This is a genomic window from Lysobacter antibioticus (genome assembly GCF_001442535.1).
Classification (GTDB): Bacteria; Pseudomonadota; Gammaproteobacteria; order Xanthomonadales; family Xanthomonadaceae; genus Lysobacter; species Lysobacter antibioticus.
The window spans coordinates 40,834-60,565 of sequence record NZ_CP013141.1 but is presented as its reverse complement, the minus strand read 5'-3'; the positions used below and the strand labels follow the sequence as shown (position 1 = coordinate 60,565).

15 protein-coding genes are annotated in these 19,732 nt (G+C 66.8%); 11 read left to right on the top strand and 4 right to left on the bottom strand.

Annotated elements, in window-relative coordinates:
* Window positions 1-41: 41 nt before the first annotated feature.
* Complete coding sequence (locus tag GLA29479_RS00210) at window positions 42-464, bottom strand: YqaA family protein (RefSeq protein WP_057970414.1); 423 nt, start codon at window positions 462-464, stop codon at window positions 42-44.
* 193 nt (window positions 465-657) lie between these two features.
* Window positions 658-2,742, bottom strand: coding sequence for a M13 family metallopeptidase (locus tag GLA29479_RS00205; RefSeq protein ID WP_057970413.1), 2,085 nt, complete (start codon window positions 2,740-2,742; stop codon window positions 658-660).
* Between the two features lie 308 nt (window positions 2,743-3,050).
* On the opposite strand from GLA29479_RS00205, the gene GLA29479_RS00200 reads away from it, so the two are divergent.
* The 4 genes from GLA29479_RS00200 (at window position 3,051) to GLA29479_RS00185 (ending at window position 6,698) form a co-directional block, all read left to right on the top strand.
* Window positions 3,051-3,893 (top strand): class I SAM-dependent methyltransferase, encoded by an 843-nt coding sequence (locus tag GLA29479_RS00200; RefSeq protein ID WP_057970412.1) that lies wholly within the window; start codon window positions 3,051-3,053, stop codon window positions 3,891-3,893.
* A 552-nt stretch (window positions 3,894-4,445) separates the two neighbouring features.
* Entirely contained in the window at window positions 4,446-4,826 is a 381-nt protein-coding gene (locus tag GLA29479_RS00195; RefSeq protein WP_144436259.1) for a helix-turn-helix domain-containing protein, read from the top strand.
* 245 nt (window positions 4,827-5,071) lie between these two features.
* Complete coding sequence (locus GLA29479_RS00190) at window positions 5,072-5,368, top strand: hypothetical protein (RefSeq protein WP_057970411.1); 297 nt, start codon at window positions 5,072-5,074, stop codon at window positions 5,366-5,368.
* 307 nt (window positions 5,369-5,675) lie between these two features.
* A complete protein-coding gene (locus tag GLA29479_RS00185; protein WP_057970410.1) occupies window positions 5,676-6,698 on the top strand; it encodes a VOC family protein in 1,023 nt (340 codons plus the stop codon).
* 100 nt (window positions 6,699-6,798) lie between these two features.
* On the opposite strand, the gene GLA29479_RS00180 is transcribed toward GLA29479_RS00185, so the two are convergent.
* The gene (locus tag GLA29479_RS00180) at window positions 6,799-7,074 is read right to left on the bottom strand and encodes a hypothetical protein (RefSeq protein WP_144436258.1); all 276 of its coding nucleotides are present in this window, start codon (window positions 7,072-7,074) and stop codon (window positions 6,799-6,801) included.
* A gap of 359 nt (window positions 7,075-7,433) precedes the next feature.
* Here GLA29479_RS00180 and GLA29479_RS00175 point away from each other — a divergent pair, with 359 nt between their 5' ends.
* The 6 genes from GLA29479_RS00175 to GLA29479_RS24140 all read left to right on the top strand — a co-directional run bounded on the left by GLA29479_RS00175 (window position 7,434) and on the right by GLA29479_RS24140 (window position 14,317).
* Entirely contained in the window at window positions 7,434-8,375 is a 942-nt protein-coding gene (locus GLA29479_RS00175) for a hypothetical protein (RefSeq protein ID WP_057970408.1), read from the top strand.
* A 238-nt stretch (window positions 8,376-8,613) separates the two neighbouring features.
* A complete protein-coding gene (locus GLA29479_RS00170) occupies window positions 8,614-10,344 on the top strand; it encodes a hypothetical protein (protein WP_144436257.1) in 1,731 nt (576 codons plus the stop codon).
* Window positions 10,345-10,517: 173 nt separating this feature from the next.
* The gene (locus GLA29479_RS00165; protein ID WP_057918371.1) at window positions 10,518-12,944 is read left to right on the top strand and encodes a SpoIIE family protein phosphatase; all 2,427 of its coding nucleotides are present in this window, start codon (window positions 10,518-10,520) and stop codon (window positions 12,942-12,944) included.
* Between the two features lie 28 nt (window positions 12,945-12,972).
* On the top strand, window positions 12,973-13,365 hold the full coding sequence (locus GLA29479_RS00160; RefSeq protein WP_057918372.1) for an STAS domain-containing protein: 393 nt from the start codon (window positions 12,973-12,975) through the stop codon (window positions 13,363-13,365).
* Between the two features lie 211 nt (window positions 13,366-13,576).
* Window positions 13,577-14,092 carry a DUF2975 domain-containing protein gene (locus GLA29479_RS00155; protein ID WP_057918373.1) on the top strand — a complete coding sequence of 172 codons (516 nt, stop codon included), beginning with the start codon at window positions 13,577-13,579 and terminating at the stop codon, window positions 14,090-14,092.
* Window positions 14,093-14,095: 3 nt separating this feature from the next.
* Entirely contained in the window at window positions 14,096-14,317 is a 222-nt protein-coding gene (locus tag GLA29479_RS24140) for a helix-turn-helix domain-containing protein (protein WP_057918374.1), read from the top strand.
* An 876-nt stretch (window positions 14,318-15,193) separates the two neighbouring features.
* On the opposite strand, the gene GLA29479_RS00145 is transcribed toward GLA29479_RS24140, so the two are convergent.
* On the bottom strand, window positions 15,194-17,212 hold the full coding sequence (locus tag GLA29479_RS00145; protein ID WP_057970406.1) for a M13 family metallopeptidase: 2,019 nt from the start codon (window positions 17,210-17,212) through the stop codon (window positions 15,194-15,196).
* Window positions 17,213-17,693: 481 nt separating this feature from the next.
* Between GLA29479_RS00145 and GLA29479_RS00140 the strand changes: the two genes are divergently transcribed.
* A complete protein-coding gene (locus tag GLA29479_RS00140; protein WP_169795586.1) occupies window positions 17,694-19,217 on the top strand; it encodes a S8 family serine peptidase in 1,524 nt (507 codons plus the stop codon).
* Window positions 19,218-19,732: the final 515 nt, after the last annotated feature.

Below are 19,732 nucleotides of genomic sequence, written 5' to 3'. Positions count from 1 at the left end.
CGATAACAGCGTCTGCGCAGACTCCGGTCACCGCGCCACTCTCAGGCATAACGCGAAGCGACGACCGCCAGTACCGCGTAGCGTGCGGTCTTGGCGATGCTCACCATCAACAGGAACACCCGCAGTCGCTCGCGCATGACTCCCGCGGCGAGCGTCAACGGGTCGCCGACGACGGGCAGCCAACTCAGCAGCAGCGTCCACTTGCCGTAACGGCCGTACCAGGCGCGCGCACGCGCCAGCGCCGCCGGCTTGACCGGGAAAAAACGGTGCTGGCTGAAACGCGCCGCTTCGCGCCCGAGCCACCAGTTGACGGTCGAGCCGAGCACGTTGCCGAGGCTGGCCACCAGCACCAGCAACCACGGCGTGTAGCCGGCCACGACCATTCCCGCCAGCAAGGTTTCCGATTGCGCAGGCAACAAAGTGGCGGCGACGAACGCGGTAAGGAACAGTCCCAGATAAGCCATCGCCGGCATTCTAGCTTCCCCGCCGCGGCGCCCCGGTGCCGCGGCTACCGCAGCGTGCTGCGAACCTCACGGCCGGAAACGAGACGGGGCCGCGTTCCTTCGTCCGGAACGGACTCGGAAAGCGGCCCCTGGTCTGGCAAGCATCCCTTGTGGCGCGAAGGCCGCTTGCGCAGGCTTCGCCTTGCCGCTTACCTCACCAGATCCGCACGCGCTTGTCCGGCGCGAGATACATCGCGTCGCCCGGCTTCACCTCGAACGCGCGATACCACGGGTCGAAATTGCGCAGCGGGCCGTTGGCGCGGTATTGCGAGGGCGAATGCGGGTTGGTCTTGATCTGGTTGAGCAGCGCTTCGTCGCGGTACTTGCCCTTCCAGATCTGGCCCCACGACAGGAAGAAGCGCTGGTCGCCGCTCAAACCTTCGATCACCGGCGCCGGCTTGCCGCCGAGGCTGAGCTGATAGGCGGTGTAGGCCATCGAGATGCCGCCGACGTCGCCGATGTTCTCGCCCATGGTCAACGAGCCGTTGACGCACTGGCCCGGCAACGGGCAGAACGCGTTGTACTGGGCGCCGAGGGCCTGGGTGCGCTGCTCGAAACCGGCGCGGTCGGCGTCGGTCCACCAGTTGCGCTGGATGCCGGCGTAGTCGGACTTGCTGCCCTGATCGTCGAAGCCGTGGCCCATCTCGTGGCCGATCACCGCGCCGATGCCGCCGTAGTTCACCGCCGGGTCGGCGTTGAGGTCGAAGAACGGCGCCTGCAGGATGCCGGCCGGGAACACGATCTCGTTGAAGGTCGAGTTGTAGTAGGCGTTGACGGTCTGCGGCGTCATGAACCACTCGTCGCGGTCGGGACGGGTGCCGATGCGGCGGACCTGGTCGTTGCGGCCGTAGCGGCGCAACTGCATGACGTTGGCCATCAAATCGCCCGGGACGATGGCGACGCTGCCGTAGTCGCGCCACTTGTCCGGATAACCGACCTTGGGACGGAAGCTGGCGAGCTTGCGGTAGGCCTCGGCCTTGGTGCCCTCGCCCATCCAGTCGATCTTCTCGATGTTGCTGCGCAGGGCCTTGCGCAGGTTCTCCACCAGGGCCTGCATCGCCGCCTTGGCCTGCGGCGAGAAATGGCGCTCGACATAGAGCTTGCCCATGGCATCGCCGAGGCCGTCGCCGCCGGCGACCGTCGCCACCGCGCGTTTCCAGTCGTCGCGCTGGGCCTTCTGGCCGCTCAACACCGTGCCGGTGAACGCGAACGAGGCATCGTCGATCTCGCGGCTCAGCAGCGGCGCGTTGTTGCGCACGGCGTGGAAGCTCAGGTAATCGCGCCACACCGGAAAGGGCGTAGCGGCAATCACGTCGAGCACTGGCTGCACCGCGCTCGGGGTGATCACGTTGACCCGGTCCAGCGCCGGCATGCCCTGGGCCTTGACCTGGGCGGCCCAGTCGTAGCCCGGGTACTGCTTGCTTAGTTCGGCGAAGGTAGCGACGTTATAGGTCTTGTCGCGGTCGCGCAGCTTGGCGCGCTCCCACTGCGGCTTGGCCAGTTCGGTCTCCAGCGCCAGCACCGCCTGTGCGCGCGCCTTCGCATCGCTCACCCCGGCGAAACCGAGCATGCGCTCGATGTGCGCCAGATACGCCGTGCGGATGCCGACGAAGCGTGCGTCCTGGTTGAGGTAGTAGTCGCGGTCGGGCAGACCCAGGCCGCCGACACGCAGGCCGACCAGGTATTGGTCGGGGTCCTTGCGGTCCAGGTCGACACCCAAACGCAGCGGCGCGGTGGTGCCGTCGAGGTCGGTGTTGCCGAAGGCGGCGACCAGCGCGTCCTTCGAGTCGATGGCGGCGATGCGGTCGAGCACCGGCTGCAGCGGGCGGATACCGGCGGCGTCGCGGGCGGCGCGGTCCATATAGCTGGCGTAGTAATCGCGCAACTTCAGCGCATCGCTGCCCGGCGCCAGGTCCTTGCGTTGCTGCAGCGATTCGATGATCGCGTGCACCTGCGCCTCGGACTGGTCGCGCAGCATGTTGAACGAGCCGTAGGAGGTCTCGTAGTCCTTCAGCTGATAGGTATCGAGCCAGTGGCCGCTGACGTAGCGATTGAAATCGTCGCCGGGCTTGACCTTCGAGTCGCGCGCCGACATGTCGACGCCGAAGCTGCCGAGCCGGGGCTGCCCCTTGCCTGTGGAACCGGCTGCGGACCCGGCCGCGGAGTCGGCGGCGTGGACGGAAGGAATAGCCAGGGCGGCGGCAAGCGCCAGGCCCAGGCTCAAACGTGAAGGCTTCATATGCGGTCCCCGCTGGAAAGGCCGCAGCCTAGCGCAGCCCGGCCGGCCTGTCGTAGGCCGATGGTTTGGGGACCGCAGTCATGAGGCCGGAGTGGCACAGATCGCAGCGACGACGGCCGGAGTGACTCCTGGTGCCACAGGCTTCCAGCCCGATCCCTGCTTGATCCGGCACCCGCAACCGAACCCGAGGCCTCCCGGTTTTTTGGCCGCGATCGGCCTGCCGCGCTATCGTTCCGTCCCACGCTCGGGCGCGTCCGTGCTTCGTCGCCGGCACGCCTGCCGATCACTGCCCCAAGGAAACACCCGCCGTGCCGCATTACTCCGGTCCCCTGCTCACCCGTCCCGACGCCGAAACACTGCTGGCCGCGCACGCCGCCGGCGCCGACACCTGGACCGGCTCGTTGGATCTGGGGCGCACGAACGGCGAGGCGCGACTGGAAGCGGAAGCCTGGATCTGGCGCGATCAACGCTATCCGTATCCGTCCAAGCTCAAGGACCGCACGATCTATCACTGGGACGGCGACGACTTCGCGCCGGTGTCGCGCTTCTCCGGCTCGCTGATCAAGCTGGTGCCGACCGAATGGGGGGCGCCGACCTTCGAGATCGACGGCATCAAGATGCTGCCCACCTCGAAGGCCTCGCCCATCGACGATGCGCGACGCAAGGTCGATCTGGTCGAGCCGCGCGGCAAGGTCGTGCTCGACACCTGCGGTGGCCTGGGCTATTTCGCCGCCTGCTGCCTCGAAGCCGGCGCCGCCCGGATCCATTCGTTCGAAAAGAACGAAGACGTGCTGTGGCTGCGCACTCTCAACCCCTGGTCGCCCGACCCGGATGCAGCCGCCAGCGGCGGTCGCCTGCAACTGACCCATGCCGACGTGTCCCAGGCCATCGCCGGGATCGCCGATGCCTCGGTCGACGCCCTGCTCCACGACCCGCCGCGATTCGGCATCGCCGGAGAGCTGTACTCGCAGACGTTCTACGATCATCTGGCGCGGGTGCTGCGCCGCGGTGGACGCCTGTTCCACTACACCGGCAGCCCGAACAAACTCACCAGCGGCCGCGATGTACCGCGCGAAGTGGCCAAGCGGCTCGACAAGGCCGGGTTCAAGGCCGAGCTGGCGCTGGATGGGGTCTTGGGGACCCGACGCTGAACCGAACGTCGCGACCAGACTGATCGCGACCCGCTCGGGACCATCGTGGACTGCGGCCTCGACCGGAGGCCGTCGGAGCATCATTCATTCAAGGCATCGTTCATCGACCGCGCCGGTACGATGCGGGCGACGGCGCGTGCATCGCTGGATCCATCCGACTTCGCTAACGTCGACTAACCGCGACTAACGCTCGATCAACGCGCTTGGCTTCGATCTGTCGATCTCATTGCCTGCGTATCGCGCGAGCAAGCGACAGCCGTCGCGACTTTGCAGCAAGCGCACCTTCCCGTTTCCTGCCCAAGCCGGGCCGCGAGCGAATCCCAGCGCTCGAACGAGCTTCTGTCGCGCGAGAAACGCGCATCAAAACAGCGAGATACGAACCGGCAGGTTTCCGGCAGGCGGGGCGCGGGTTCAAACGCCATCGTGATCGCCGACGCATCGCAATCCATGCCGCCTCTCGATACGTCGTTGTTCAGACGGGCGTGAGGAGAAGGAGCGGCGATGCGAGGCCGTTCGGATGCGGTCAAACCCCATACCCGCGAGGATTGTTCAATGGACTACTTCATCCTGCCCGACCCCGTCGCAGACAACGAGCGCGACTCGACGTCGGCCCTCGCGCTCGTCCTGTCCGGTAACGACGATGCCCCCGCCGCTGCGAATCACGCGAAGCCGCTGCTGGATCGGGGACAGGTCGTTCTCGACAACGAATTATTGCGTCGGCTACGGCAAAGCCGCCTGTTGAGCCAACAGGACCTCGCCGACGACTGTTGGCGGCGCAACATCCGCGTGTCCATCGCCACGATAAAACGGGCCGAATCCGGCCGCGCCGTGCGTTTCCGCATCGCTCACGAACTGGCCCGCTGCTTCGACGTGCCGGTCATGCGGATCGTTCGCTCCGCGTCGAGCGCACTCGCAGGAAGCGACGGCCAGTAAGCGCCCCGCTTCCGCACGAATGCGATGGAACTGATACCTGCGTGAGCCTTTATTGAAACCGTTTCGACGAATGCCTTCACGAATACTGTGGTTGCAGCGTTGGTTCGCGCGGAGGTGACGATGCATAGCACCTCCCTCCGAATCGCACAGGGGGAACGCAATACCTGACGACCAACCGCCGCAGACAAGCAAACAGCGTTTCATTCACTCCGCAACATCACTCACACTGGAAAGGGAATATCCACATGGCAACCGCGATCAAAGTAAGCGCCTGCGACAACGAACTCTACATCGTCGCATCGACCGGAGCCGGCACCTCCGAGATCCTCCACATCACCTCCGGCTTCAACGACCCGGTGAGCTACGCCGTCAACCTGAACTCGATCCTGCCGCCCGGCAAATACGACCTGACCATGGTCGGCATCAACTGGGGCGGCCCGGCGAAGTTCGCCGTCACCGTCGGCACCACGCCGTTCACCTACAACAACGCCAGCGCACCGGTCGGCGCGGTTTGGAATCAGACGGTGTCGGTCACGGTCTAAGCCGTTGATCGGGTAATCCTGGGGACGCAATGGGGTTTGCCGCGGACATCGGCAGGCTGCATTGCGTCCACACGGATGATTGACGCAAGAAGCGACACGCTCAGGACAGGCACGCAACGACGGCTTGCGAAAAAACTCGCTCCGACGAGCATCTCCGACCCACGCGCCCTACTCCGCGCCCGGACGCCGCGATCGTGCGCAGCAAACATTCATCCGCCCATGCTCTGCAACGGCCGCCCGTGCTCGCCTCGATGCCGGTCGTGCTCGCATCCTGCCTGCCATCGCACTGTAGGCATGGAGGTTGGGAATGAGGTTGAAGCGAAGCAAGCGCGCAACACGCACGTTCGTCCTGTGGTCGGCCCTGGTCCTGGGCATGGTTCCATCGGTGGCGAGCGCAGCCGAATCGATTGCGGACACCACCGAGATCGACCACGCCCTGTTGTGGGGCCGCGACATCGACCAGATCAGCGCGGTCATGGCGGTCAAACTGGGGTTCCAGGTCAGGCCGGGGCGCAGTGCCGGAGGCGTAGCCAATCGCTATGTGCGGATGGCCGATCGCAGCTATCTGGAAGTGTTCGGCCTGCAACGGGCCAATGCCGAGTTGGACCCCGGCATGCAGGCCGACCAGGCCTCGCTGCGCGGTGGCGCGGGCTCGCGCACCTTCGGCCTGCGCTCGTCGATCCTCGACCAGGCGCACAAGTTCCTGCAGCAACAGGCGTTCGTGCCGACGCCGATCTTCACCGCCTCGCGCACCGATCCCGATGGCGACGGCCCGTCCAGCCCGCCTCGTTGGCGCTTGTTCGCATTCGAACCGCAGCCGCTGTCCAGCCATCTGTTCTTCATCGATTACGCCGCACTGGACGCCACCCCGGGGCGCGTCTCCGACGAGCGCATCGCCCCGCAGCATCCCAACGGCGCCCAGGCGTTGACCGGGCTATGGTTGCTCTCCTCCGACGCTGACGCGGATCGCAAGCAGTTCGAGCGGATGGGTTTCCCGACCGCGATACCGGTCCGTCTTCCCCACATCGCGGCACGGGGCTACTGCGTGCCGATAGGTCACAAGCGCATCTTCGCTCTCCAGCCCGACGGCCCCGGAGCAGCGGCCGACGCACTGCGCAATGGCGGCCGCCAGGTGCTTGGCCTCAGCATCGCCGTGGCCGATCTCGACTTAGCGAAACGGCGCGTCGAGCGCGGCTACGAAACCGAACTCGCGCGCTATCGCGGCGCATTGGGCGATGCCTTCCTGGCGCCCAGCCAGGACGACCTCGGACTGCTGATCGAGTTTCACGCCTCCTCGCAGGCCGCTGCCTGCACCGAGGCGGCCGGCTGAAGGCTCGGGTCGACGACGGTCGGGTTCACGTCACCGATGGGCCACACAGGCTTTCCGGTGGATGGCTACGGCGAGTGAACCTGCCCTTCCTGCCGATCGATCACGGCACCTCGCAGCGCCAGATCGAGTCCGCTAGCCACAGGTTGGCGCGGGTGACGTGGCTGTAGATCTCTTCCAGCGGCGTACCCGCCTGCGCCGTGCACTTGGCCACGGCATCGGCGCGGGCATCTTCCAGAGCGATGCCGGGGTCGTAGCTCTGGCCATGCCCGCTCACGGTCACGATGCCGGCGAAGGCCGCGCCGGAGACGGACAACCACAGTGCCGATACGACGAGGAGGGAGGTTCGCTTCATGCTCATGCTCATGCTCATGTTCATGCTCATATTCCTGATATGGACAGGACGCAGGCATTCGACCCGCGCCGTCCGCAGGCGACCGTGAAAATCGAGTAAGCGGAATGTAAAGCCCTGGGATGCGAGCAGCCAGGCCGGCCAACTGCCGAAGGAACTCGGCATGAAGGCCTCAGCATCCGACGAGGAATGAACGATCTGCTGCGTTTTTATTTGTAAGCCTGCGAACCCGCCCGTAACCACGAGCCAACGCTCGTAATGCGGGCAAATCGCGCCATTCCCGAGGCCGCGGCCTTCTCTTAGACTCGGCCGTTTCGATCGCCCGCCCGTCGACGCGACGAAGCCACACCGCTCGTTCCATCGCGCCACGTTCCGAAGGACCCCAGATGCATCGTCGCGACTTGCTCCGCCTGGCCGCTCTATCGCCCTTGCTCGCCGCTGCTGGCGGAACCAGCGCCGCGAAAGCGCCCGGCCCGATCGACCTGATGCCGAAGTTCTGGCAGGCCTACGACGACACGCGAGACGCAGACGACCGTACACAAGCGCTCGCCGCGACCTTCTTCAGCGAACACGCCGAGGTCTACGCCGGCGCCGGCCTGAAGCCGACGCCCGAACGACTGGGCAAGTGGCTGCCGGATTTCGACGCGATGGCCGGCCAGGTGCGCAAGCTCGGGGCCGACTTCGGCCGCCACTATCAACGCCACGTCCAACACTTCCAGGTCGAGTTCCCGGACTTCCGCCGCGAGCGAGCGCCGATCTATCTGATGCCCTCGCTGTTCGGCTTCGACGGCCATCTGCGGCCATGGCAAGGCAAACTGCCCTTGTTCATCGGCATCGACGGCATCGTCCGTTACCACGGCGCCGATGCGAACCTGTCGGTGTTCCTCGACCACGAATCCTTCCACCTTTATCACGCACAGGTGTTGCCCGACTTGATCGTCGACGACGACCCGCCGGTGTACGGTTCGCTGTGGAGCGAAGGCATCGCGACCTATGTCAGCGAACGCCTCAACCCGGATGCGAGCTTGCTGCAGGTGCTGCTCGACGACCGCAAGCTCGCCCAGGTCGACGCCGCCACCGTGCGCGATCTCGCCGCCGGGATGTTGAAGGTGCTGGACTCGGTCGCGCCGGACGACTCCAACCGCTACTTCAGCGCCGGCCACAAGGGTCCGGAACCCGCTCGCGGCGGCTATCTGCTGGGCCTGATCCTGGCGCGCAGGATCGGCCGCGACCTGCCGCTGGCGCAGCTGCCGCGGGTGCCGACGCCGAAGGTCCGCCTGTTGCTGCAACAACACTTGGCGGAACTGGCGCAGGGCACGGCGGCATGACGGCCGCGGTCGCCGTCCGTCGCCTGCCCGCCTCCCTGGCTTCATCCCTGACCCAGTCTTAATACGCCCCCTGCTTTAATCCCCTGGTTCGACCGGCCTGTCGCCGCGCCCGGGGTTGGCAAGCGCACGACGGGCCGCTGCCGTCCCCACCCAGGGGCCGCGACGCTGGCCGCCGTGCCTGCCCTGGCCGAAGTCCACCACGGCTGCCGCGCTGCCCGCGCGCATTCCGGGAGGCCCCATGTACCTGCCCGCTTTCCGTCCCCTCGTCCTGTCCTGCGCCGTCGCCTTGCTGGCGCTCGCTTTACTGACGGTCTCCTCCTGCCGCAACACCGGACCGACCGCCGACAACCCGCCGGCCTCGGAGCCGGCGGTGTCGCCGCCGCAATTGGCCATGGTCGGCGCGCATCTGCTCGAAGGCCTGGGCGACTACCGCTTCCCGGTCACCAGCCGCAACCCCGAAGTGCAGCGCTGGTTCGACCAGGGCCTGATGCTGACCTACGGCTTCAACCACGACGCCGCCGAGCGCTCCTTCCTCAAGGCCACCGAACTCGACCCCGATTGCGCCATGTGCTGGTGGGGCGCGGCCTTGGTGCTCGGCCCGCACGTCAACGCAGCGATGGACCCGAAGGAGAACGGCGACGCCTGGACCCGGCTGCAACGCGCGCAGGCGCTGGCGCCGAAGGCCAGCGAACGCGAACGCGCCTTCATCCAGGCACTGGCGGCGCGCTATGCGCAAAACCCGCCGGCCGATCGCAAACCGCTCGACCTGGCCTATGCCGAGGCCACGCGCAAGCTCGTGCAACAGCGTCCGGACGATCTGGACGCCGCGACCTTCCACGCCGAAGCGCTGATGGACCTGCAACCCTGGGACTACTACGACGAAAAGCAGCGGCCCAAGGGCGGCACCGCCGAAGTCGTGTCGACCCTGGAATCGGTGATGGCGCGCAACCCCGATCACGCCGGCGCCCTGCACCTGTACGTGCATGCCGTCGAGGCCTCGTCCGCGCCCGAGCGCGGCGCGGCCGCGGCCGACCGCCTGCGCGAACTGATCCCCGGTTCCGGCCATCTGGTGCACATGCCCGCGCACATCTATTCGCGGGTCGGCCGCTGGCACGACGCGGTGATCGCCAACCAACGCGCGATCGAAGCCGACGACGCCTATCTGGAGCTGTGCCGCGGCAACACCCAGGGCGTGTATCCGCTGGGCTACGTGCCGCACAACCACCACTTCCTGTGGTTCGCCGCCAGCATGGAAGGCAGCAGCGCGGTCGCGCATGCGGCGGCGAAAACCACGGCCGAGCGCACCAATCTGCAGGACCTGATGCGCAAGGACGGCTTCGCGGTGCTACAGCACTACTGGATGACGCCCTGGTTCGAACGCGTGCGCTTCGGCCGCTGGGACGAGATCGCCAAGGCGCCGAACCCGGCGCCGGACCTGCCCTACGTCACCGCGATCTGGCACTACACCCAGGCCATGGCGGCCGTGCGGCAGCGCCGCCTGGCCGATGCGCAGCGGAACCTCGAAGCGTTGCGCCCGCTCGCCGCCGATCCGGCGATGGAGAAGCTGACCGTGTGGAACCGCTACCCGCTCTCGCACGCCGCGCGCATCGCCGAACGCGTCGTCACCGCCGAGATCGCCGCCGCGCGCGGCAAGCCCGACGTCGCGGTGGCCGCCTTGCGCGAGGCGATCGCGATCGAGGACCGCATCCCCTACGACGAACCGCCGGGCTGGCACGCACCGGTGCGGCAGACGCTCGGCGCCGTGCTGCTCGACGCCCGGCGCCCGGCCGAGGCCGAGCGCGTCTATCGCGAAGAGCTGTTGCGCAACCCCGGCAACGGCTGGTCCCTGTACGGCCTGGCCGAAAGCCTGCGCGCGCAGAACAAGAACGCCGAGGCCACCGACACCCAGCGCGAGTTCGCCCAGGCCTGGCGCAACGCCGACGTGCGGCTGACGGCGTCGCGGATGTAGACCAGGCAGATGCGGACGAAGCCGATCCAGGCAACTGGATCGGCCGAAACCTGTCGCTGTCGGCCGTTCGCCCAGCCCCGGCCCGCCGTTGCGGGCCGCCGGGGACAGTGCGCACCGCCCCCTTTTTCGACCGCGGCTGGGGCTATGCTCGCCCTGTCCTCTGGGAGTCGCCGATGGACCGGACCGAGTCGATTGCCGCTCCGCCCCCTCCGCGCGTGATCGCGCGCGACGCTCATCCACCGGTGTCGTGGCGCGACAGCCTGCGCACCAAGCTGATGCTGTGGTTCGGCGTGCTGGTCGGGGTGCTGCTGCTGATCGGCTTCGTCGTCGCCTTCCTGATCGCGCGCCAGCAGATCATCGTCGGCGCCCAGGAGCGGACCCGCTACGAAGCCGCCCAGACCGCCGACCGCCTGCTCGCTTCGATGGAATCGGTGCGCATCACCGGCGCGGCCATGATCGGTCTGTTCAACAGCCTGGCGCTGGACCGCGAGGCGACGATCAAGGCGATGGAAGCCCTGCTGGACGCCGATGCCAGCGCCGTCGGCGGCCTGATCGCGCTCGAATCCGGGGTGCTGCGAGACGGCTTGCCGATGGCGTACTACGTAGGCGTCGACCGCCGCGGCGTGGCCGATCGCGACCTCCTCGCCACCGGCTACGACGCGTACGCAAAGCCCTGGTACCGGCGCACGCTGTCGGCCGACAAGCCCTGGTGGTCCGAGCCCTATTTCAACAACACCGCCGGCGGCCAATGGATGAGCACCTTGAACATGCCGCTGCGCGGGCACGATGGCAAGCGCCTGGGCATGGTCAGCCTGGACGTGCCGATAGCGCGTTGGGCCGAGTTGGTCGAACCCTTGCACCACATCCATGGCCAACGGCCGGCACTGTTCGCACCCGAAGGCACTGTCACTCTGCATGCCGACCCGAACGTCGCCCTGAGGACCACGCTCGAACGCTACATGGCTGCCTCCGGGCGCACCGATCTGTCGCAGATGGCGGCAGCGCGGGTGCAAGGGCGCCGGTTCGAATTCACCCACGTACTGCCGCTGACTCGCGAAACCCGCTTCTCGGTGCTCGAACCCATCGGCGACACCGGCTGGGGCCTGCAAGTGTCGATGTCGCACAAGCCGCTGCTGGCCGCGCTCAAGCGCACCATCGTGCAACTGGCGGCGATCGTGTCGATCGCTTTATTGCTGATCACCCTGCTGGTGCGGCGGATGGCGGCGCGCATCACCACGCCGCTGAGCGACCTGACCGGTTCGGCCAGCCATTTCGCCGCCGGCGAATTCGACTATCCCTTGCACCAGACCGAGCGCCGCGACGAAGTCGGGGTGATGGCGCGCGCCTTCGACAACGCACGCGGCTCGATCAAGCGCCAGATCGTCGAGATCCAGGACATGAGCACGGCGCGGCAGAAGATCGAAAGCGAGCTGGACATCGCCCGCGAGATCCAACTGGCGATGCTGCCCGGCGCGCGCGTGCTCGGCGCCGACGAGTGGCGCCTGCAGGCGAATGCGCGGCTGGAACCGGCCAAGGCGGTCGGCGGCGACTTCTACAGCTTCTTCGAGCGCGACACCCACACGCTGTGGTTCGCGATCGGCGACGTCTCCGACAAGGGCGTGCCGGCGGCCTTGTTCATGGCCCGCACCATGACCGTGCTGGAGATTGCCGCCGGCCGCGGAGGCTCGCCCGGGATCGCCCTGCAGGAAGCCGCGCAACGCCTGCTCGAAGGCAACGACACCTGCATGTTCGCCACCGTCATGTGCGGTCTGATCGACGCGCGCAGCGGCGAGTTGGCGCTGGCCAGCGCCGGCCACGAACCGCCGGTGTTGTTGCGCGCCGACGGCAGCGCGGAGTTCGTCGACTTGCCTTCGGGTCCGCCATTGGGAATAGCGGCCGACGAACATTATCCGATCTGGCGCGGCCGCCTGCGCAATGGCGAGGCCTTGGTGGCCTACACCGACGGCATCACCGAAGCCTTCGACGCCGAGCAACAGCCGTTCGGCGGCGAGCGTCTTTTGGCCTCGCTGCGCGGCAGCAGCGATGCGAGCACGCTATGCAGCGCCCTGGTCGCCGACGTGCACCGCTTCGCCGCGGATGCGGCGCAATCGGACGACATCACCGTGTTGTCGCTGCACTGGACCGGCAACGACGGCGGCGAGCAACCGGACGAGCCCCTGTCGCAGCTGTTCCGCGCGCCCCAGGATCGCGCCCTGCTGCCGGGACTGTTCGCAGCGATCGACGAGGCGCTGATCAAGCTCGGTGTCGACAGCGCATCGATCGGCGAGGTACGGCTGGTCACCGAGGAAGTGATATGCAATGCGATCGACCACGGCACCGAACCCGGCGCCGAGCACGAGGTCGCCGTCGAACTCGCGGTCGAACGCGACCGCATCGTCCTGAAATTCCGCGACGACGGCGCACCGTTCGACCCGCTGTCGCAAGCCGGACCCGACCTGGATGCCGACATCGACGATCGCCCGCTGGGCGGCCTGGGCCTCCATCTGGTCCGTACCCTCGCCAACCATGCGACTTATGCGCGCGAGGGCCGCTACAACGTGCTGCACATCGTGCTGCTACGACCCACTGCCGGCGACTGATGCCGACATTTCGAACCTGGAGCCCCGCATGGACCTGACGATCCGGATCGACCCAGCCACCGCCCACAGCCAGCGCGTCTACCTCGCCGGCCGCCTGGACACCTCCAGCCATGCCGAACTCGACCGCCAACTGGGGCCGGTGCTCGCCGCCAACCTGCCCTCGCTCGTACTCGATCTCGCCGACCTGGAATACATCAGCTCCGCCGGCATCCGCTCGATCTTCCGCGCACGCAAGGCCTTGTCGGCACGCGGCGGCAAGGTGGTGGTGGTCAACCCGCAGCCGCAGATCCAGAAAGTGTTCGACCTGGTCAAGGCGGTGCCGATGAACGAAATCTTCAGCAGCGTCGCCGAAGCCGACGCCTACCTCGACGCGATGCAGCGTAAGGTGTTGGCCAAGGGCGAAGACGCCGACGACGATTGAGCGGCTGAAGCCGGAGAGGCGGCGCCGCAGAGGCAAGACCCGAGCGAGACTGCACAGGCGCTGCGCATTGGGCCTGGCCTCGGCCGGGCCAACCGCCCATGCCGGACCGCCCTGACCGGTGAGAGGTCCGGCTGGCCTGCCCGGGAGCACTTGCATATCGTTTTTCGATATTATATATATCGCTTACCGATATGACAGAGGCAGCCGTCCCATGACCCGCCCTCCGAACGCCCTCACCCTGGCCCGCCCGCTGATCCGCGGCCTGATCGTCCTCAACGCCCTCTACGCCTTCGCCATTACCGCGCTGCTGGTCGCCACCCTGGTCAACCCGAAGCTGTTGTTCGAGGCCCTCGGCGTGGCCTACGAACATTTGCACAACGCCCTGCGCGCGGTCGTGCTGATCGGCATCCTCGCCGCCTATCTCACCCATCGCGTGTTGCGCGCGCTGCTGGCGATCGTCGACAGCGTGCGCGACGGCGATCCCTTCATCGCCGACAACAGCCGCCGCCTGCAGGCCATCGCCTGGTGGGTACTGGCCGGCGAAGGCCTGCGCCTGCTGATCGGCGCCATCGTCTACGGTGCCTCGAAAGCGGCGCCCACGCTGAAGATGGACATCGACGTCGGCTTCTCGTTCGCACCGTGGCTGGCCGTGCTGTTGCTGTTCGTGCTGGCCCGCGTGTTCGAACAAGGCGCGCGCATGCGTTCCGACCTCGAAGGCACGGTGTAAGCCATGGCCATCGTGATCCGTCTCGACGAAAAACTGCACGAGCGCCGCATGACCCTGACCGAACTGTCCGAGCGCGTCGACATCACCCTGGCCAACCTGTCGATCCTCAAGACCGGCAAGGCCAAGGCGATCCGCTTCTCCACCCTGGAAGCGATCTGCAGCGTACTCGACTGCCAACCCGGCGATCTGCTTGCGTATGACGCGACGCAACCGATGCAGGAGTAAACGCGGGCGCGGAGCAACATGAGGCTGAAGCCTATGGATCCCCGCCTGCGCGGGGATGACGAACGATAGCTGTGTACCCGCGTTGCCGTGAAGGCCGCAATCCGGGGCTTATCGAGAAATGTCATCGCGGGCGGCATCGCCGCGAGATTGAGACGCCGCGGTCGCGACTTGCGTCGCTCCTACCCCTTGGCACCGGCGAGTTCGTTGCTGTTGCTGTTGCTGCATCGAAAATTCGGAACTGCGCCGGGCTTTTCACGGCAGCAGCAAATTTCGCTTTAAGGGTAGGAGCGGCGCAAGCCGCGACCACGCAACCACGATCACCTGCGCCGGCAGTTGCCGATTCGTGGTCGCGACTCACGTCGCTCCTACACGTGATGCTGTCGTAGCACTTGGCTGTGGCTGTGCGCCGCCTCGCACTAGCGAAGGCTAAAGAAGACCCGGAGGGCGGCGCGCAGGGATGCGCGCCGTTTTTCATCGGGACAGGGATGTCCCGTATGAAAAATCCCTGCGTATGCACCGCTCGTGCGGGCTTGTGATTCAAAAAGAAGCATTTTTCTTTGGTTACCTTTCTTTTGTTGCTTATGACAAAAGAAAGTAACCCGCCGCTTTAGTGGCGGAAGCTGTTGGCGTTTGATCTTGATCTTGCTTCAAAGATGCGCCGCGAGACCGCGACGGCGCGGTCGCGGCTCGCGCCGCTCCTACCCTCGCGGCGCCGCGAGGTCGTTACGGCGCGGTCGCGGCTCGCGCCGCTCCTACCCTCGCGGCAGGGCACCTCTTCGATGAATGGCATGGGCGTTGTTGCTTCTACGCGTCCCGTGGTCGCGGCTCACACCGCTCCAGGGCTGCGCAACATCAAATGCGCAGCCCCCGCCGCCTTCACCACACCTCGCACCGCTTCTCCTCCGCCCGCACCATCGCATCGCCCGCCTTGCACTCGAACACCTGCTGGAACGCCGGCAGGTTCGACAGCGGGCCGTTGACGCGGTATTTGGCGACCGGGTGCGGGTCGCCCTGGATCATGGTGCGCTGGGTTTCCAAGCGGGTTTCGTCGCCGCGGAACTGGCCCCAGGCGATGAAGAACTGTTTCTCCGGCGAAAAGCCGTCCAGGGTCGGTTCCGGGCCCTTGCCTTCGCGCGACTTCAGATAAGCGCGGTAAGCGATCTTGGCGCCGGCCAGGTCGCCGATCGATTCGCCCAGCACCAGCTTGCCGTTGTGGTGCTGTCCGGGCTCGATGAAATAACCCTCGAACTGGTCGACCACGCACTGGCCCTTGGCGGCGAACTGCTTGCCGTCGGCCGGCGTCCACCAGTTGGACAAGCGGCCCTTGGCGTCGAACTGCGCGCCCTGGTCGTCCAAGCCGTGGCTGATCTCGTGGCCGATCACCACGCCGATGGCGCCGTAGTTGACCGCGTCGGTGGCGTTCACGTCGAACGCGGGCGACTGCAGAATGCCGGCCGGGAACACGATCTCGTTCTGCAGCGGGTTGTAGTAGGCGTTGGAGGTCGGCGGGGTCATGCCCCAACGGCTGCGGTCGGTCGGCTTGCCGATCTGGCTGCGGTTATCGGCCACGTTCCAGCGTGAGGCGGCAACGACGTTGTCCCAAGCCGAGTCGCGGCTCACCGCGACGCCTTGGTAGTCCTTGAACTTGTCCGGATAACCGAGTTTGGCGACGAAGGTCGAACGTTTTTCCAGCGCTTTCTTCTTGGTCGCATCGTCCATCCAGGCCAACTCACCGATGGTGTCGTCCATCGCCGCGAGGATGTTCTTGACCATGTCCTGCATGCGCGCTTTGGCTTGCGGCGGGAAGTACTTCTCCACGTACTTCTGCCCCAAGGCTTCGCCGAGCTGGGTGTCGGTGAGTTCGGCGCAGCGCTTCCAGCGCGGTTTCATCTGGGTCGCGCCGGTCAGGAATTTGCCGTTGAAAGCGAAGTTCTCCTCGACGAAGGGCTGCGACAGCGAATCGGCGGCGGTGTTGAGCAGATGCCACTGCAAATAGGTCTTCCACTGCGGCAAGGGCGTCGTCGCCAGTTCCTTGTCGACCTGCTGCAGGAATTTCGGCTGGGTCACGTTGACCGCGTTGCGCGGCACGCCGGCCGCGTCGAAGTAGCGGCCCCAGTCGAAGCTCGGCGCGAGCTTGGACAGGTCGGCGAATGCGGTCGGGTGGTCCTGCAGCTTCGGGTCGCGCAGCTGCACGTTGTCCAGCGAGGCTTCGGCCAGGCGCTTCTCGAAATCGAACACGGTCTGCGCGTCGCGCTGCGCCTGCTCGGCCGGGGCGCCGGCCAGCTCGAACATCTTCGCAACGTGGACCAGGTACTTGGCGCGCGCCTCGACGAAGCGCGGCTCGGGCTTGAGGTAGTAATCGCGATCCGGCAAGCCGAGGCCGCCGGCATAGACATGGGCGATGGTCTGCGACGGCTCGCGCAGGTCCTCGCCGGCGAACAGCACGAACGGCACGCCCACACCGGCGTCGTGCAGTTTGCCGATCATGCGCTGCACACCGGCGCGGTCGCCGATCGTGCCGATCTCGTCCAGCCACGGCTGCACCGGCTTGCTGCCGAGCGCATCGATCCGCGACTCGTCCATGCAGGCGGCGTAGAAATCGCCGGCCAACTGCCCCGCACTGCCCTTCGGCCAATCCGTGCGTGCCGACAATTCGTTGAGAATGTCGCGCACCCGCTCCTTGTTGAGCTCGCCCGACTGCCAGCGCCGGCTCCAGCGGTCCATGTAGTCCGGGATCGGGTTCTGCTGCCGCCATGCACCGTTGGCGTAGTCGTAGAAATCGGTGCAGGCATCGGCCTTGCGATTGATGTCGTCGGGCTGGATGCCGTGCAAGGCGCCGGCGGACGCGGTGGACATGGCCAACAAAGCGACGAGCGGGAGGCTGGACTTGGACACGGCACGATCCCTGTTGAATGGTGCCGCCACTATAGCGAGCGCCCTCGCCCGGCCCCGTCCCAGAAGTCCTGTTCGCACCGGACCCCGCTCGCATTCCGTCGATCGGCCCAGGTCGCGATGCAGCGCCCCAGATCAGAACGCCTCCATCCGATACCGTCTCGATGCACTGCACAAGGTTTCGCCCGCGCGCGTCGCCTCGGGCCCAACCCAACCCGCCACCCTGACACGTCCGCAAGCGTCACAACGGTCGTACGCCGCATTGCGACGCCTTCAAGCCGTGTGCGCGATCCCGGTTTGCGCACGGCAAAAACCGCCGCGAGTCGCATCATTGAAAGCGTGATCCGACTCAAGTCGAGGCACATAGCCCCCTGACTATGCTCGCCGCCGGATCGCACGACGGTCCGCTCCGCACCGGCCGCGAAGCCCGGACAGCGTGTCGCTTCGCATGACGACTCCTCCCACCCACTCAGGATTCTCTCTCATGCGCTCCAAGCCCTCGCCTGCTCGCATTCACTCCGCGTCCCTGCTCCGCTTGCTGCTGCCGTGCCTGGCGATTGCGGCGATGCCCGCGGTCGCGCCACTGGCCGCACCGCCGTCGAACGTCGGCGCACCGCAATCGCTTATGGCCAAACCGGGCAAGACCGAACTCGGTCGCTACGATTCGCGCGAGTACATCGAAGTGAAATTCGTGCGCGACAGCCAGGTGCGCCTGCAGGGCGGACGCCCGACCTCGGCGAAATACGGCCGCCTGGCTGCACTGGAAAGCCTGGCCGGCGGCGCCGGCCCGGTCTCGAACATGGAACCGCTGTTCCGCGCCGACCACGCCACGCTGACCGCGCTGTCGAAGAGCGCGCAAGCGCAGGCCGGCAGCGAACAACCCGACCTCAGCCAATGGTTCCGCCTGAAGGTCCGGCCGGGCCAGGACATCCGCCGTGTGATCGACGAGCTCAACGCCATGAGCATCGTCGAAATCGCCTACCCCGCTCCGCTGCCGATGCCGTTGCCGGCCTCGCCGGCTTACGACGGCAACCAGTACTACAAGCTGCCCGCGGCGCAGAACGGCATCGACAGCGATTACGCCCGCACCCAGCCCGGCGGCAACGGCAGCGGCGTGCGCGTGCTCGACATCGAATACAGCTGGAACACCAACCACGAAGACCTGTCCAAGCTGCGCCTAGCCGGCGCCCAGGTGCGCAACGGCACCCCGCGCGACCCGTTCAACGACAACCACCACGGCACCGCGGTGATGGGCGAGCTGATCGCCGACGCCAACGGCATCGGCGTCACCGGCCTGGTCAGCGGCGCCAGCGCGCACTACACCAACGCGATGAACACCGAACGCGGCTACGACCTGGCCAACGCCATCCTCACCGCCGCCGGCTTCCTGCGCGCGGGCGACGTGATGTTGCTGGAACAACAGGCCGCCGGCCCCAGCGGCTGCAGCAACTACGTGCCGGTGGAATGGACCCCATCGGTGTACGACGCCATCGTCGTCGCGACCAACAAGGGCGTGCACGTGGTCCAGGCCGGCGGCAACGGCAACATGAACCTCGACAACACCGCCTGCTTCGGCTCGCCGTTCCCGCGCAGCCGCCCGGATTCGGGATCGATCATCGTCGGCGCCGGCGGCCCGCGTTCGAACGCCTGGTGCAGCGACACGGTCGCCGAACGCGCCAAGCAACCGTTCTCGACCTACGGCCGCCGCATCAACGTCCAGGCCTGGGGCCGCTGCGTCACCACTGCCGGCTATGGCGGCCTGTACAACGGCGGCGTGAACGCGCGCTACACCAAGACCTTCTCCGGCACCTCCAGCGCCTCGCCGATCGTCGCCTCGGCCGTGGTCGCGTTGTCGGGCATCGCCAGGCAGCGCGGCATCACCCTCACCCCGCGGCAGATGCGCGACCTGCTGATGACCACCGGCACCCCGCAGACCGGCAGCGGCGGCCAGATCGGCCCGCTGCCGGACCTGCGCGCAGCGATCGCACGGCTCGGCACGATGCGCTAAGCCTCAGCGAGCGAAGGGCCGACGCCCTTCGCTCGCGCTCTGCAGGGCGACGTGAGCCGCGACCGCGAAACCGAAACTGCGACGGAGCTTTCGCCTGCGCGGTCGCGACTTGCGTCGCTCCTACAAGAAGCCACGGCTTTAAGGGGTAGGAGCGGCGCGAGCCGCGACCGCGAAAACCGAAACTACGACGGATCTTTCACCTGCGCGGTCGCGACTTGCGTCGCTCCTACCCCTTGGGTCGACGGCTTTTGTAGGAGCGGCGCGAGCCGCGACCGCGAAAACCGAAACTACGACGGATCTTTCACCTGCGCGGTCGCGACTTGCGTCGCTCCTACCCCTTGGGTCGTCGGCTTTTGTAGGAGCGGCGCGAGCCGCGACCGCGAAAACCGAAACTACGACGGATCTTTCGCCTGCGCGGTCGCGACTTGCTTCGCTCCTACCCCTTGGGTCGACGGCTTTTGTAGGAGCGGCGCGAGCCGCGACCACGCCAATGCAACTACGACGAAGCGTGCATC

What these genes read in the sequence shown, in the direction of transcription:
- GLA29479_RS00170 (WP_144436257.1), top strand. Translation starts at nt 8,614, where the DNA reads ATGTACCTGCCCGCTTTCCGTCCCCTCGTCCTGTCCTGCGCCGTCGCC.
- GLA29479_RS00180 (WP_144436258.1), bottom strand. Translation starts at nt 7,074, where the DNA reads ATGAACATGAGCATGAGCATGAGCATGAAGCGAACCTCCCTCCTCGTC.
- GLA29479_RS00140 (WP_169795586.1), top strand. Translation starts at nt 17,694, where the DNA reads ATGCGCTCCAAGCCCTCGCCTGCTCGCATTCACTCCGCGTCCCTGCTC.
- GLA29479_RS00160 (WP_057918372.1), top strand. Translation starts at nt 12,973, where the DNA reads ATGGACCTGACGATCCGGATCGACCCAGCCACCGCCCACAGCCAGCGC.
- GLA29479_RS00210 (WP_057970414.1), bottom strand. Translation starts at nt 464, where the DNA reads ATGGCTTATCTGGGACTGTTCCTTACCGCGTTCGTCGCCGCCACTTTG.
- GLA29479_RS00175 (WP_057970408.1), top strand. Translation starts at nt 7,434, where the DNA reads ATGCATCGTCGCGACTTGCTCCGCCTGGCCGCTCTATCGCCCTTGCTC.
- GLA29479_RS00165 (WP_057918371.1), top strand. Translation starts at nt 10,518, where the DNA reads ATGGACCGGACCGAGTCGATTGCCGCTCCGCCCCCTCCGCGCGTGATC.
- GLA29479_RS00195 (WP_144436259.1), top strand. Translation starts at nt 4,446, where the DNA reads ATGGACTACTTCATCCTGCCCGACCCCGTCGCAGACAACGAGCGCGAC.
- GLA29479_RS00205 (WP_057970413.1), bottom strand. Translation starts at nt 2,742, where the DNA reads ATGAAGCCTTCACGTTTGAGCCTGGGCCTGGCGCTTGCCGCCGCCCTG.
- GLA29479_RS00155 (WP_057918373.1), top strand. Translation starts at nt 13,577, where the DNA reads ATGACCCGCCCTCCGAACGCCCTCACCCTGGCCCGCCCGCTGATCCGC.
- GLA29479_RS00190 (WP_057970411.1), top strand. Translation starts at nt 5,072, where the DNA reads ATGGCAACCGCGATCAAAGTAAGCGCCTGCGACAACGAACTCTACATC.
- GLA29479_RS00185 (WP_057970410.1), top strand. Translation starts at nt 5,676, where the DNA reads ATGAGGTTGAAGCGAAGCAAGCGCGCAACACGCACGTTCGTCCTGTGG.
- GLA29479_RS24140 (WP_057918374.1), top strand. Translation starts at nt 14,096, where the DNA reads ATGGCCATCGTGATCCGTCTCGACGAAAAACTGCACGAGCGCCGCATG.